Annotated in this window: 11 protein-coding genes; 10 read left to right on the top strand and 1 reads right to left on the bottom strand. The window is 73.1% G+C overall.

The features are described from left to right. Positions 1–47: 47 nt before the first annotated feature. The 10 genes from Q5694_RS31240 to moeZ all read left to right on the top strand — a co-directional run bounded on the left by Q5694_RS31240 (position 48) and on the right by moeZ (position 12,346). Positions 48–140, top strand: a complete 93-nt coding sequence (locus Q5694_RS31240) for an Ms4533A family Cys-rich leader peptide (protein ID WP_311774658.1) — start codon at positions 48–50, stop codon at positions 138–140. A gap of 186 nt (positions 141–326) precedes the next feature. Next, positions 327–2,045, top strand: coding sequence for an ABC transporter substrate-binding protein (locus tag Q5694_RS31235; protein ID WP_333936869.1), 1,719 nt, complete (start codon positions 327–329; stop codon positions 2,043–2,045). Between the two features lie 4 nt (positions 2,046–2,049). Next, a complete protein-coding gene (locus tag Q5694_RS31230) occupies positions 2,050–3,045 on the top strand; it encodes an ABC transporter permease (protein ID WP_333936868.1) in 996 nt (331 codons plus the stop codon). Continuing rightward, positions 3,042–4,040 carry an ABC transporter permease gene (locus Q5694_RS31225; protein WP_333936867.1) on the top strand — a complete coding sequence of 333 codons (999 nt, stop codon included), beginning with the start codon at positions 3,042–3,044 and terminating at the stop codon, positions 4,038–4,040. The genes Q5694_RS31230 and Q5694_RS31225 overlap by 4 nt, the downstream gene beginning before the upstream one ends. Next, positions 4,037–5,629: an ABC transporter ATP-binding protein gene (locus Q5694_RS31220; protein ID WP_333936866.1), complete on the top strand. Its 1,593-nt coding sequence runs from the start codon at positions 4,037–4,039 to the stop codon at positions 5,627–5,629. Before Q5694_RS31225 ends, Q5694_RS31220 begins: the two co-directional genes overlap by 4 nt. Positions 5,630–5,899: 270 nt before the next feature. Continuing rightward, positions 5,900–7,651: a DUF3492 domain-containing protein gene (locus Q5694_RS31215; RefSeq protein WP_333936865.1), complete on the top strand. Its 1,752-nt coding sequence runs from the start codon at positions 5,900–5,902 to the stop codon at positions 7,649–7,651. A gap of 473 nt (positions 7,652–8,124) precedes the next feature. Then, positions 8,125–9,201, top strand: coding sequence for a hypothetical protein (locus Q5694_RS31210; protein WP_443040977.1), 1,077 nt, complete (start codon positions 8,125–8,127; stop codon positions 9,199–9,201). Between the two features lie 188 nt (positions 9,202–9,389). Continuing rightward, the gene (locus Q5694_RS31205) at positions 9,390–10,349 is read left to right on the top strand and encodes an NAD-dependent epimerase/dehydratase family protein (RefSeq protein WP_333936863.1); all 960 of its coding nucleotides are present in this window, start codon (positions 9,390–9,392) and stop codon (positions 10,347–10,349) included. Next, on the top strand, positions 10,337–11,104 hold the full coding sequence (locus Q5694_RS31200) for a spherulation-specific family 4 protein (RefSeq protein ID WP_333936862.1): 768 nt from the start codon (positions 10,337–10,339) through the stop codon (positions 11,102–11,104). Before Q5694_RS31205 ends, Q5694_RS31200 begins: the two co-directional genes overlap by 13 nt. Before the next feature lie 63 nt (positions 11,105–11,167). Beyond that, positions 11,168–12,346: an adenylyltransferase/sulfurtransferase MoeZ gene (gene moeZ, locus Q5694_RS31195; RefSeq protein ID WP_333936861.1), complete on the top strand. Its 1,179-nt coding sequence runs from the start codon at positions 11,168–11,170 to the stop codon at positions 12,344–12,346. 98 nt (positions 12,347–12,444) lie between these two features. On the opposite strand, the gene Q5694_RS31190 is transcribed toward moeZ, so the two are convergent. Continuing rightward, positions 12,445–13,917 carry an alpha/beta hydrolase gene (locus Q5694_RS31190; RefSeq protein WP_333936859.1) on the bottom strand — a complete coding sequence of 491 codons (1,473 nt, stop codon included), beginning with the start codon at positions 13,915–13,917 and terminating at the stop codon, positions 12,445–12,447. Between the last annotated feature and the right edge of the window lie 194 nt (positions 13,918–14,111).

Here is a 14,111-nt window from a genome sequence, read left to right as displayed (position 1 = left end):
CGCGGATCGCGTTGACATGTGCAGAGAGTTCGTACATATTTCTGGGCATGTCGCCCCGTCACGTCTCCGTTCGCGCCGCCATCGAGCTGGCGCTCATCGGCGTGACCCCGCTCTGCGTGGCCGACATTCACTGTTGCTGACGCCCGCTCCAGGCGCGCGTCGCGAATCAGCACCCTCTTCCGCGTGACCCCGTCACGCCTTCTTCGACGACCCGGCGCCGGGCAGACGTCTGTCTTCTTCCGTCTCACCCTTCGTCACTCCGTCTCGCCATCCGGGATCGACCGTTCCGGAACCCGCGGGACGCCCTTCCGAGAGGTCGTCATCCGATGCGCCAACCGTCCGTCACAGCGCGCCGCGTGGCCGCGGCATCCGTCAGCCTGGTCCTGGCAGCGGGTGCCGCCGCCTGCGGGCCGGAGGACAACGATGCCAAGGCAGCCGGCGGCGACTCCACGCCCCACAAGGGCGGCACCCTCACGGTCCTGAACGCCGACCCGCAGCAGGACTTCGACCCCGCCCGCCTCTACACCTCCGGCGGCGGCAACGTCCCGTCCCTGGTCTTCCGCACCCTCACCACCCGCAACCGCGAGGACGGCGCCGCCGGCGCGAAGGTCGTCCCGGACCTGGCCACGGACACCGGGCGCCCCAACGAGGACGCGACCGTGTGGACGTACACCCTGAAGAAGGGCCTGACGTACGAGGACGGCACGCCGATCACCTCCGCCGACATCAAGTACGGCATCGAGCGCTCCTTCGCCCCCGAGCTGTCCGGCGGCGCCCCCTACCTGCGGGACTGGCTGACCGGTGCCGCCGACTACCAGGGTCCCTACAAGGGCGGGAAGGGCCTGGACGCGATCGAGACGCCGGACGAGCGGACCATCGTCTTCCACCTGAACAAGCCCGAGGGCGAGTTCCCCTACCTGGCCACGCAGACGCAGTTCGCGCCCGTGCCGAAGAACAAGGACAAGGGCACCGCGTACGAGGAGCACCCGGTCTCCTCCGGGCCGTACAAGGTCGTGCGCAACGAGAACGACGGCGAGCGGCTGATCCTCGAACGCAACCCCCACTGGTCCGCCGCGACCGACGCCGAGCGCAAGGCCTACCCGGACAGGATCGACGTACGGTCCGGGCTCGACTCGTCCGTGATCAACCAGCGGCTGTCCGCGTCCCGGGGAGCGGACGCCGCCGCCGTCACCACGGACACCAACCTGGGGCCGGCCGAACTCGCCAAGGTCACCGGCGACAAGGACCTCGCCGCGCGCGTCGGCACCGGGCACTTCGGCTACACCAACTACCTCGCGTTCAACCCGAGGATCAAGCCGTTCGACGACGTCAAGGTGCGCCAGGCGATCTCGTACGCCATCGACCGGTCCTCCGTGGTCAACGCGGCCGGCGGGTCCGCCCTGGCCGAGCCCGCCACGACCTTCCTGCCGAACCAGAAGTCCTTCGGCCACACGCCCTACGACCTCTTCCCGGCCGGCAAGGCCGGTGACCCGGCGAAGGCGAAGCAGCTCCTGAAGGAGGCCGGGCACCCGAACGGCCTGACCATCACGCTGACGCACTCCAACGCCAAGGACTTCGAGACCAGCCCGGAGATCGCGACCGCCGTCCAGGACGCGCTCAAGAAGGCCGGCATCACGGTCAAGCTGCAGGGCCTGGAGGAGAACGACTACTCCGACAAGATCCACGACGTGAAGACCGAGCCGGGCTTCTTCCTCGCCCACTGGGGCGCCGACTGGCCCTCCGGCGGTCCCTTCCTCGCCCCGATCTTCGACGGCCGGCAGATCGTCGAGGACGGCGCGAACTTCAACACGGGCCTGCTGAACGACAAGTCCGTCAACGCCGAGATCGACGCGATCAACAAGCTGACCGACCTCGACGAGGCCGCGAAGCGGTGGGGTGCGCTGGACAAGAGGATCGGCGAGAAGGCCCTGACCGTCCCGCTGTTCCACCCCGTCTACAAGCGCCTGTACGGCGAGGACGTCAAGAACGTCGTGATCAGCGACTGGACCGGTGTGCTGGACGTCTCGCAGGTCGCGGTGAAGTGACGCCGTGAGCGAGGCACTCGTCACCGTCGAGGCGGCCCGGACGGACACCACCGTCCCGGCCGCCTCGGGGGCCCGTCAGTTCTGGCGGCGGCTGCGTTCGCAGCGCGCCGCCCTCGTCGCGGCGGCCGTCGTCGCGGCTCTCGTCCTCGTCGCGCTCGCCGCACCCCTGCTCACCGCGATCGAGGGCCAGGACCCGACCACCTACCACCCCGCCCTGGTCGACTCCGCCCGCGGCGGCGTGCCCGTCGGCCCGTTCGGCGGAGCGGGCGCCGACCACTGGCTCGGCGTCGAACCGCAGACCGGCCGGGACCTGTTCGCGCGGCTGGTGTACGGCGCGCGGGTGTCGCTGGGTGTCGCGCTCGCCGCGACGGTCGTGCAGCTCGTGCTCGGCGTCGTCATCGGCGTCGCGGCCGGGCTCGGCAACCGCTGGGTGGACCTCGTCCTGACCCGGGTCGCCGACATCTTCGTCGCCATGCCGCTGATGGTCGTCGCCCTCGCCCTGCTCGCCGTCGTGCCCACGAGCTTCCCGCGCCCCGTGCTGGTGGCGCTGGTCGTCGGACTGGTCTCCGGCTGGGGCACGCTCGCCAAGATGGTGCGCGCCCAGACCCTCACCCTCAAGGGACTCGACTACGTCGCCGCCGCCCGGCTCAGCGGCTGGGGCACCGTCCGCATCGCCCGGCGCGAGCTGCTGCCGGGACTCGCCGCGCCCGTGATCACTTTCGCGGCCATCCTCGTCCCGGCCAACATCACCGTCGAGGCGGCCCTGTCCTTCCTCGGCGTGGGCGTGAAACCGCCGACCCCGTCCTGGGGGCAGATGCTCACCTCGGCCGACGTCTGGTACCAGGCCGCGCCGCAGTACCTGCTGCTGCCCGCGGGCGCCCTGTTCGTCACCGTCCTCGCCCTCACCGTGCTCGGCGACGGCGTGCGCACCGCCCTCGACCCCCGCGCCTCCTCACGGCTGCGCGTCGGAACGGGCCGCAGGAAGGAGGCCGCCCCGTGACCGGTTTCGGAGGGTTCGTGCTGCGCCGAGCCGTCGGCGCCCTGGTCACCCTGTTCGCCCTCTCGGTGATCATCTACGTCGTCTTCTACGTCACGCCCGGCAACGTCGCCCAGATCACCTGCGGGCCCCGCTGCTCACCCGCCCAGGTACAGCAGGTCGCGGAGCAGCTCCACCTGAACGACCCGCTGTACGAGCGCTACCGGCACTTCCTGCAGGGCCTCGTCGCCGGCCAGGACTACTCCACCGGCACCGCGGTGCAGCACTGCTCCGCGCCCTGCCTCGGGCTGTCGTACCGGAGCGACCAGCAGGTCACCGCGCTGATCCTGGCCAAGCTGCCGGTCACGGCCTCCCTCGCGCTCGGCGCCATGGTGCTGTGGCTGATCATCGGCGTCGGCACCGGCGTGCTGTCGGTGCGGCGGCGCGGGCGGCTCACCGAACGGCTGCTGACCACGCTGACCCTCGCGGGCATGTCCACGCCGGTGTTCGTCATCGGCCTCGTGCTGATGATCGTCGTCTGCGGCCAGCTCGAGCTGCTGCCGTTCCCGCAGTACGTCGCCTTCACCGACGACCCCGAGCAGTGGGCCTGGAACCTGCTGCTGCCCTGGCTGTCGCTGGCGCTCGTCGAGTCCGCGACGTACGCCCGGCTGACCCGGGCCGCGATGCTGGAGACCCTTGCCGAGGACCACGTGCGCACCTTCCGCGCCTACGGCGTCGGGGAACGGGCCGTGATCCGGCGGCACGCGCTGCGCGGCGCCGTGGCCCCGCTCATCGCCGTGAACGCCAACAACATCGGTGTCCTCTTCGGCGGCGCGGTCCTCACCGAGACGCTGTTCGGCCTGCCCGGCGTGGGCCGGGAGATGGTCGAGGCGGTCAAGGTCGTCGACCTCCCGGTGGTCGTCGGCATGGTCCTGGTCACCGGCTTCTTCGTGGTCCTCGCCAACGCCGTCGCGGACGTGCTGTACGCGGTGGCCGACCGACGGGTGGTGCTGACATGAGCCTGGTCGAGGTGACCGGCCTCCACGTCGACTTCGGCGGGTTGCGGGCCGTCGACGGGCTGTCCTTCCGGCTGGAGCAGGGCGCCGCCCTGGCCCTGGTCGGCGAGTCCGGGTCCGGCAAGTCGACGGTGGCGTCCGCCCTGCTCGGCCTGCACCGCGGCACCGGAGCCCGGGTGCGCGGGGAGGTCCGGGTGGCCGGTACCGACGTGCAGGCCGCTTCCGAGGAGGAGCTGCGGCGGCTGCGCGGCGGCAAGGCCGCCATGGTGTTCCAGGACCCGCTGTCCTCCCTCGACCCGTACTACGCGATCGGCAACCAGATCGCCGAGGTGCACCGGGTGCACGCGCGCGTGTCCCGCCGGGCGGCACGCGCGCGTGCGGTGGAGGTCCTGGACCGGGTGGGCATCCCGGACGCGGCACGCCGCTCGCGCTCCCGGCCCCACGAGTTCAGCGGCGGCATGCGCCAGCGCGTCCTCATCGCCATGGCGCTCGCCTGCGAGCCCGCCCTGCTGATCGCCGACGAGCCGACCACCGCCCTCGACGTCACCGTGCAGGCCCAGGTCCTCGACCTGCTGCACGACCTGCGCACCGAGACCGGCATGGGGCTGCTGCTCGTCACGCACGACGTGGGCGTCGCCGCCGAGAGCGTGGACGAGGTGCTGGTGATGCGGCACGGACGGGCGGTCGAGCACGGCCCCGTCGCCACCGTCCTGGGCGCTCCCGAGCGGCCCTACACGCGTGAGTTGCTGGCCGCCGTACCCCGGCTGGACGCGCCGCGGGCACAGCCGGCGGCCCCCGGGGAGGTCGTGCTGGAGGCGAGCGGCCTGCGGCGCGACTTCGGGCGGGGCAAGCGGGCGGTCACCGCCGTCGACGACGTGTCGCTGACCCTGCGCCGGGGGGAGACCCTCGGCATCGTGGGCGAGAGCGGCAGCGGGAAGACGACCCTGGGCCGCATGCTCGTCGGGCTGCTGGAACCGACGGCCGGGTCGATCACGTTCGACGGCCGCCCGCACACCGGGGTGAATCCGGCCGTGCAGATGGTCTTCCAGGATCCCGTGTCCTCGCTCAACCCGCGGCGCAGCGTGGGCGAGTCCGTCGCCGACCCGCTGCGGGCGCGTGGCGAGCGCGACGGGCAACGCGTCCGGGAGCGCGTGGGTCAACTGCTGGAACGCGTCGGGCTCGAGGCGGCCCATCAGGACCGCTACCCGCACGAGTTCAGCGGCGGCCAGCGCCAGCGCATCGGCATCGCCCGGGCCCTGGCGGCCGAGCCGCGGGTCATCGTCTGCGACGAGCCGGTCTCCGCGCTCGACGTGACCACACAGGCCCACATGGTGTCCCTGCTGGGGGAGCTCCAGCGGGAGCTCGGGCTCGCGCTGGTCTTCGTGGCGCACGACCTGGCCGTGGTACGCCAGGTCAGCGACCGGGTCGCGGTGATGCGGCGGGGCAGGGTCGTCGAGGAGGGTCCGGCCGACGAGGTGTACGTCTCGCCGCGGGACCCGTACACCCGGCAGCTGCTGGCGGCCGTGCCGGCCCTCGACCCCGAGGCGGCGGCCCGGCGCCGGGCGGAGCGGCGGGAGCCGGTGGTGGCCTGAGCGCCGCCCGTGAGGCACGAGAGGACAGACGCGGAGCGGGTGTCAACGCTCCCGGGACGACAGGAGTCGGCCGGAGCGTGACGATACGTGCCCGGTTGATCTCCTAGCGCGACGGAACGCGACCCGCACGGGAAAGTTACGACCGTTCACCCCTTTTGGTGGTGCGACGGACAACCGTCCGTCGCACCCCCGCCTTGTCCGCATACGTTCGTCCCGCTGCGAGCCGCCGGGCAACGGCGGCTCCCCATACGGGAGATCGGGGGTGCACTCGTGCGCATCGGACTGCTGACGGAGGGTGGCTATCCGTACGTGAGCGGTGACGCCAGGCTCTGGTGCGACCGGCTCGTACACGGGCTCGCCCAGCACGAGTTCGACGTCTACGCGCTCAGCCGCAGCCGGCACCAGGAGGACGAGGGCTGGGTCCCGCTGCCGCCCAACGTCCGCCGGGTGCGCACCGCTTCACCCTGGTCGGCCGAGGACGACGAGCCCGTGCTGGGACGCCGCGCCCGGCGGCGCTTCACCGAGTGCTTCGCCGAACTGGCGGCCGTCATGTGCACGACGGGCACGGGCATGGGCAGGGGCACGGGCACGGGTGTGTCCGGCGGCTCGGCGGCCGCACCCTCCGGGGCTCCCGGGGAGAGGTCCGCCCCAGAGGCGGACCGTTTCGCCAACGCTCTGTACACACTCGCCGAACTCGCCCGCGAGGAGGGCGGTCTGGCCGGAGCGCTCCGCTCGGAGGCCGCCGTGCGCACGCTGGAGCGCGCCTGCCGTGCGCACGGCGCACACCGGGCGGCCCGCGAGGCCCGTGTGCCCGACCTCCTCGCCGTGACCGCCCACCTGGAAAGCGCCCTGCGCCCCCTCTCCCTCGACTGGTACGAGGACGACGGCCTCGGCGCGGTCGACGTGTGCCACGCCGCGTCCGGCGGCACGGCCGCCCTGCCCGGCCTGCTGGCCCACCACTTCACCGGCGTGCCCCTGATGGTGACGGAGTACGGCGTGCGCCTGCGCACGCACTACCTCACCACCCCGGACGCCCCGCCCGCCGTACGCTCCCTGCTCGCCGCCTTCCACGGCCTGCTCACCGCGGAGGCCTACCGGCGGGCCGAGGTCGTCACCGCGGGCAACACCCACACCCGGCGCTGGCAGGAACGCTGCGGCGCCGGCCGGGACAAGCTCCGCACGGTCTACCCGGGCATGGACGCCCGGCCGTTCGCGGAGGTGGGGGAGTCGCCCGAGTACGCGGACCCCCACACGCTCGTCTGGGTCGGCCGCGTCGAGCCCGCGAAGGACCTGGTCTCCCTGCTGCACGCGTTCGCGGAGATCCGCAGGCAGCAACCGCGGACGCGCCTGCGCCTCGTCGGTGCGGCCGCCGGTGACGAGGGCGCCGCCTACCTCGGCCACTGCCGGACGCTGGCCGCCCAGCTGTTCCCGGACGAGGCCGCGGGGCCGCACGCCGCCGGCGACAACCCGGTCTCCTTCGAGGAGATCGGCGGCCCGGAACTGCCGTCCCCCGCCGAGGCCTACGCCTCCGGCGCCGTGACCGTCCTGTCCAGCGTCGTGGAGGGCTTCCCGGCCGGTCTCGTGGAATCCATGCTGTGCGGGCGCGCGACGGTCTCCACCGACGTCGGCGCGGTCGTGGAGATCATCGGCGGCACCGGGCTGGTCGTCCCGCCGCGCAACCCCCGGGCGCTCGCCGATGCGTGCGTGGCGCTGCTGCGCGACCCCGAGCGCCGTCAGCGCCTCGGTGCCGCCGCTCGCGCCCGGGCGCTCGAACTGTTCACGGCCGAGCAGAACATCGCGGCCTTCCACGGCCTCTACCTGGAGATCGTCTCCCGCGCGCCCGTCCGCCGGGTCCTCGACGGCACGGGCGAGCCGCTGCCCTTCGCGGTGCCCGCCGAGGCGCGGGTCCCGGTGCGGTGGTCCTCCCCGTCGCCCCGCCTGGCCGCGCGTAACGGCCCCGGCTGGGCCACAGGCAGCCCCGTCCGGGCCACGCCCGTGCCCGCCCCGGAGGGAGCGCGATGAAGGACCTGGGCGCACTGGACCGGCCCGGCACCCCGACCAGCCCCGGGCCATGGAACGCCGACTCGGAGCGAGCGCCGGACCCGCAGCGAGCGCCGGACCCGGAGCGAGCGCCGGACCCGGAGCGAGCGCCGGACCCGGAGCGAGCGGTGTCCCGGCGTGCGGAACGGGAGCCGCAGGTGTCGGAACGCGCGGGACGGGAGTCCTGGGCGTCCGAGCGTGCGGAACCGGGGGCGCCGGTGCCGAAGCACGCGGAGTCCGCGCCCGCGCTGACGGCAGCGGCGGGGGCGATGGCCACTGCGGCCGGACAAGGGGGCACCCCGCAGGCAGCGGCGCCGGGCGCCGCCGCCGGCGTGACGCGCGGTGCCGGCGCGGCTGTCACCGCGCCTGGTGCATCCGCTGCCGTGACGCGCGGTCAGGCCGCTGCCCCGGCAGCCGCCCCGCGTCGAGGCGCGGCCGACCCCGTGAAGGCGCTCATGCACCGCCACCGCGAGCTCTGTGAACGCGCGGTGGACCCGCTCGAGATCGCCGCCGGTCTGGAAGCGCACGGCATCACCGACCGCACCGCCGCCCGCTTCCGGCACCGGGACGTCTTCTCCCTCGCGGAGGAGATGTACGCACGCGTCTCCCGGGAGAACGACGCGCCCCCGCCCATCCCGGCCGCCGCTCCCCGCGTGCGTGCCGACTGGGTCGTGCTGACGCTCCTGCCCGGCGCGCTGTGTGCCGTCGCCGTGGCCGCCCTGGACCTCACCGAGGGCCGGGCACGCCTGTGCGCGGCGGTCGCCGGGGTCCTCGCCGTGGCCCTGGCCCTCCGCTCGGCCCTGCGTCGCGGCCCCCTGAGCACCACCGAGGGAGGCGGACCCGGCCCCCGGCCCGGTGCGGCCCGGGGCAGGACGGCCGTCTGGACGCTGTGGCTCCTCGGTTACGCCCTGCTGGGCGACGGCCTGCTCCGCAGCGCCCTCACGGGAGGCCCGGACCTCCCCCCGACGGGCGCCGCGGACGGACACTGGCCCCTCACCGCCGCCCCGGCCCTGGCACTCGCCATGGCGTGCGCACCGGCGGCGTGGAGCGCCCACCTCCTCACCGCGCGCGCCCGGCGCAAACTCGCCGCGAGCCGCGGCCTGGAGGACTTCGCCGTTTCCGTGCGGCCGCTGCTGCTCGGCACGTTCACCCTGTTTCTGGCCGCCCTGACGGTCCTGGCCGTCCTCAGCACGACCCTCCTGGACGAGCCCCCGGCCCATGCCGAGGTGATCACCCTGGGCGCCCTGCTCTACCTGGCCCGCCTCCTCACCGTCCACGGATTCACCTACGCCCCCGCCCTCGTCCTCACGGCCACCGCCCTGGCCGAGGCGGCCGCCGTCGCCGCGGTGTTCGTCTCCCGCCTGCCCGGATGCGGTCTCGTCGCCACGCCCGTCGAGGCCCTGGTCACCAACTGGGGAGCCGGCAGCGTCCCGGCGCTGGCGTGCGGTGCGGCGGCCTCGGCCCTCCTGCTCCACACCATCCGCAAGCTGACCCGGGCCTCGGCCCACGCGCCGCCGGAAGCGCCCCGGTGACGGCTCCCGGGTGAGCGGCCGGCCGGACACGGCCACCACCTCCCGGCCGCCTCCCGCAGCCACCCGCACTGCCTCGCAGGCCTCCCCCCACTGCCTCGGACACCACCCCCCACCCGTTCCGCCCCGCCCTGAAGGAGAACCCGCATGACCACCCAGCCAGGAGCCCCGGCCGCATCGGGAGCCGCGCGATGAGAGTCCTGCTGATCGGAGCCAACGGCTACATCGGCCGCTTCGTCGCCGACCGCCTGCTCGCCGACCCGGCCGTGCAGCTCACCGCCCTCGGCCGCGGTGACGACGCCGACGTCCGCTTCGACCTCGCCTCGGGCAGCCCCGGCGCACTCACCCGCTTTCTCGACGCTGTCCACCCCGGAGTCGTCGTCAACTGCGCCGGTGCCACCCGCGGCGGTGCCCGCGAACTCACCCGGCACAACACCGTCGCAGTCGCCACCGTCTGCGAGGCCCTGCGGCGCAGCGGCTGCGGTGCCCGCCTGGTGCAGATCGGCTGCAGCGCCGAGTACGGACCCAGCCAGCCCGGCTCCTCCACCGCGGAGGACGCCGTACCCCGGCCCGGCGGCCCGTACGGTGTCAGCAAACTCGCCGCCACGGAACTCGTCCTCGGTTCAGGACTGGACGCCGTCGTCCTGCGCGTCTTCTCCCCGGCCGGTCCCGGCACTCCCGCCGGCTCCCCGCTGGGCCGCCTCGCCGAGGCCATGCGCCGGGCCATGCAGTCCGGCGACGGTGAACTGAAACTCGGCGGCCTCGGCGCCCAGCGCGACTTCGTCGACGTCCGCGACGTGGCCCGCGCCGTGCACGCCGCCTCCCTCTCCGCCGCGCAGGGCGTCATCAACATCGGCTCCGGACGCGCCGTACGGCTGCGTGACGCCGCCGCGGTCCTCGCCCGTGTGGCCGGATACGGCGGCGCCCTCCATGAACTCGACGGCCCGCCCGGTGCCCTGCGCCCCGCCATCGGGCACCCCCGGCCCGACTCCGACCACGCGGCTCCGGTCGCGTACCCGTACCCGGACGGCTGCGGCAGCTGGCAGCAGGCCGATGTCCGCACCGCCCGCGACCGGCTCGGCTGGCGGCCCCGGATCGGTCTGGAGGAGTCCCTGGCCGACATCTGGATGGAGGCGGCATGCCGCATCTGACCAGGATCCGGCCCCGCGCCTCCGGCACGGAACTGCGCCACGGCGTCGGGGTCCCCGGCTACGCGCACCCCCTCCTCGCCCGCACCGAATGGGGCGAGCTGACCAGGCCCGGCACACCCCTGCACTGGGTGGTCCTCAACGTGGCCGACGGGCCCGGCGCCCGCCCCGACCCGCACTGCCTGGAGGCCGCCGGCCGCCTGCGCAACGCGGGTGTCCGCGTCCTCGGGCACCTCGACACCCGCCACGGCACCCGGAACTTCGCGGAACTGATCTCGGACGCCCACCGGTTCGTCGACTGGTACCAGGTGGACGGCTTCCTCCTGGACCGCTGCCCGGCCGACCACGTCGGGCTGCCCGAGGTGCGCCGCACGGTCGCAACTCTCCGAGTGATCCGTGACGAGGCGCACATCGTCCTCGGTCACGGCATCCACCCGCACCCGGGATACGCCGACCTCGCCGACCAGCTCGTCACCTTCTCCGGCCCGTGGAGCGACTACCGCTGGTGCCAGGTGGCCGACTGGACCGCCGAGTACGAACCCGAGCGCTTCTGCCACTTCGTGCACGGCGTGCCCCGGCCCCATCTGGAGGAGGCGCTGCGCATCGCCCGCCGGCGGAGAGCCGCGACGATCTGGCTGACCGACCACACCGACCACACCGACCACACCGACCGCGGTGGCCGGGCCGATCCCTGGGAGGCGATGCCCGGCTACTGGGACGACATCGTCTCGCTGGTCGGGACGGGTGTCTCGGAATGAAAAAGGGCATGGCAGTGTTACGGGGAGAACAACCGTAGTGATTGACCGACCAACGGAGTCCCCGTGTCGTTGCCACCCCTGGTCGAGCCGGCTGCCGAGCTCACCGTAGACGAGGTTCGCAGGTACTCCCGCCACCTGATCATCCCCGACGTGGGCATGGACGGGCAGAAGCGGCTGAAGAACGCCAAGGTGCTGTGTGTCGGCGCCGGCGGCCTGGGCTCGCCGGCGCTGATGTACCTGGCCGCAGCGGGCGTCGGCACCCTGGGCATCGTGGAGTTCGACGAGGTCGACGAGTCGAACCTGCAGCGTCAGATCATCCACAGCCAGGCCGACATCGGCCGCTCGAAGGCCGAGTCCGCCCGCGACAGCGTCAAGGGCATCAACCCGTACGTGAACGTGGTCCTTCACGAGGAGCGGCTCGAGGCCGACAACGTGATGGACATCTTCAGCCAGTACGACCTGATCGTCGACGGCACGGACAACTTCGCGACCCGCTACCTGGTCAACGACGCCTGCGTGCTGCTGAACAAGCCGTACGTGTGGGGTTCGATCTACCGCTTCGACGGTCAGGCCTCCGTCTTCTGGTCCGAGCACGGTCCCTGCTACCGCTGCCTCTACCCGGAGCCCCCGCCCCCCGGCATGGTCCCCTCCTGCGCCGAGGGCGGCGTCCTGGGCGTGCTGTGCGCGTCCATCGGTTCCATCCAGGTCAACGAGGCCATCAAGCTCCTCGCCGGCATCGGCGAGCCGCTCGTCGGCCGCCTGATGATCTACGACGCCCTGGAGATGCAGTACCGCCAGGTCAAGGTCCGCAAGGACCCCGACTGCGCGGTCTGCGGCGAGAACCCGACCGTCACCGAACTCATCGACTACGAGGCCTTCTGCGGCGTCGTGTCCGAGGAGGCCCAGGCGGCGGCCGCCGACTCCACGATCACTCCCAAGCAGCTCAAGGAGTGGATCGACGACGGCGAGAGCATCGACATCATCGATGTCCGCGAGCCGAACGAGTACGAGATCGTCTCCATCCCGGGCGCCCGGCTGATCCCCAAGAACGAGTTCCTCATGGGAACCGCCCTGGAGAGCCTGCCGCAGGACAAGAAGATCGTCCTGCACTGCAAGACGGGTGTCCGCAGTGCGGAAGTCCTCGCGGTCCTGAAGTCCGCGGGCTTCTCGGACGCCGTCCACGTCGGCGGCGGCGTGATCGGCTGGGTCAATCAGATCGAGCCGAGCAAGCCGGTCTACTGACACCGGCCTCACGGTCCGGCGTACCGCGCCGGACCGTGACGATCGCTCCCGGCGGCGGGGGTCTCGCGCACCACGAGTGCCCGGGGCCCCCGCCGTCGTCATGAGCAGACCTTGCCGTCCTTCGGCACCGAGCCCTCCAGCAGGTACGCGTCCACCGCGGAGTCCACGCAGTCGCTGCCGCTGCCGTACGCCCCGTGGCCCTCGCCCCGCCAGGTGAGCATCACGCCGACTCCTTCGCCCAGCTCGTCGGCCATCCTCCGGGCGCCCTCGTAGGGCGTCGCCGGGTCGCCCGTGTTGCCCACCACCAGAACCGGTTCGGCTCCGGGGGCGCTGACCTCCGGGGTGTCGTGCTGCCCGGGCACCGGCCAGTCGTGGCACCAGCCGGCCGTGTCCCAGGCGAGGAACGTGCCGAAGACCGGGGAGATCCTCTCGAACCGGGGCAGCAGCTTCCTCGTCTCGGCAGCGGTCGGCCGCTGCCTGTCGTCCGCGCACGATATGACCCGCTGGGAGTGGGTCGTCGTGCCGTAACGCCCCGAGGGGTCACGCTCGTTGTAGCCGTCGGCCAGGGCGAGCAGTTCCGACCCGTCGCCCTTCTTCGCGGCGTCGAGGGCACGGGTCAGGGTCGGCCAGCTGTCCTTGCTGTACAGGGGCAGGACGATGCCCGTGACGGCGAGGGCCTGGGTCAGCTTCCGCCCGGGCGAGCCCGTCGGGAGGGGCTGCTCGTCCATCCGGCGCAGCAGGGCCGCGATCTCGCGCGAGCCTTCCTCCGGGTCCTGGCCGGTGGACGCGACGTAGTTGTCCAGCGCGCGCTGGAAGCCCCGGGCCTGGTTCTCGGCATGACCCACCGTGTCGGCGCCGGGGTCGACGACCGCGTCCAGGGTCATGCGCCCCACGTTCTCCGGGAAGAGGTGGGCGTACGTGCCGCCCAGTTCCGTGCCGTACGAGATACCGAAGTAGTGCATCCTGGCGTCGCCGAGAGCCTCGCGGATGCGGTCCATGTCGCGCGCCGAGTCGGCGGTGGAGACGTGCGCCAGCAGCTTGCCGGCGTCCTTCCGGCAGCCCTTGGCGAAGTCGGCGGCGTCGGCGAGGTACGCCTTCTCCTCGGCCGGCGTGTCGGGTGTGACGTCCACCGACTCGGCTGCCTGGATCTCCTTGTCGGCGCGGCAGCGCACCCCCTCACTGGCGCCCACGCCGCGCGGGTCCCAGCTCACCAGGTCGTAACGCTCACGCAGCCGGGAGACCGTCGGTGCGTAGGACGGCATCATGGACACGCCCGAGGCGCCCGGACCGCCGAAGTTGAACAGCAGCGAGCCCACGCGGTCCCCGCCGCGCGCCTTGGCGCGGATCAGCCCCAGGCCGATCGTCTCGCCGTCCGGTTTCGACCAGTCCAGCGGCACCTTCAGCGTGGCGCACTGCCATTCGCTGCTCGGCGCGGGCCCGTCCGCGGTGGCCTTGCAGCGGCCCCAGGAAAGCCCGCCCCTGCCGTCGTCGGACGTGTCGCCGCCGCTGCAGCCCGTGGCCAGCAGCGCCGAGGCAGCCCCCACAGCGGCCCACCGTACGAAACGCGTCATCGCCCATCCCCCCTCACAGGCCGTCCGCTTCGTGCCGCGGATGGCGGTCAGGCCATGGTAGGCAGAACACGCTGCCGCCGGCTTGGCCTGTGGATAACCGTCTGACCTGTGGTTTTGCAGGAACCGCTGTGGTAGCCGACGCCGACGGGGCCGACCGGATCTCCTGCGGTGTCGGGTTCAGCCGTAGCGGTCGG

The sequence above is a fragment of the Streptomyces sp. AHA2 genome (genome assembly GCF_036857595.1).
GTDB lineage: Bacteria > Actinomycetota > Actinomycetes > Streptomycetales > Streptomycetaceae > Streptomyces.
This window is presented reverse-complemented; position numbering and strand designations above follow the sequence as displayed.

Bases quoted from the DNA above. Each gene is read 5' to 3' on its own strand.
- Q5694_RS31220 (WP_333936866.1), top strand. From the start codon at position 4,037: ATGAGCCTGGTCGAGGTGACCGGCCTCCACGTCGACTTCGGCGGGTTG.
- Q5694_RS31190 (WP_333936859.1), bottom strand. From the start codon at position 13,917: ATGACGCGTTTCGTACGGTGGGCCGCTGTGGGGGCTGCCTCGGCGCTG.
- Q5694_RS31235 (WP_333936869.1), top strand. From the start codon at position 327: ATGCGCCAACCGTCCGTCACAGCGCGCCGCGTGGCCGCGGCATCCGTC.
- Q5694_RS31200 (WP_333936862.1), top strand. From the start codon at position 10,337: ATGCCGCATCTGACCAGGATCCGGCCCCGCGCCTCCGGCACGGAACTG.
- Q5694_RS31210 (WP_443040977.1), top strand. From the start codon at position 8,125: ATGCACCGCCACCGCGAGCTCTGTGAACGCGCGGTGGACCCGCTCGAG.
- Q5694_RS31205 (WP_333936863.1), top strand. From the start codon at position 9,390: ATGAGAGTCCTGCTGATCGGAGCCAACGGCTACATCGGCCGCTTCGTC.
- Q5694_RS31240 (WP_311774658.1), top strand. From the start codon at position 48: ATGTCGCCCCGTCACGTCTCCGTTCGCGCCGCCATCGAGCTGGCGCTC.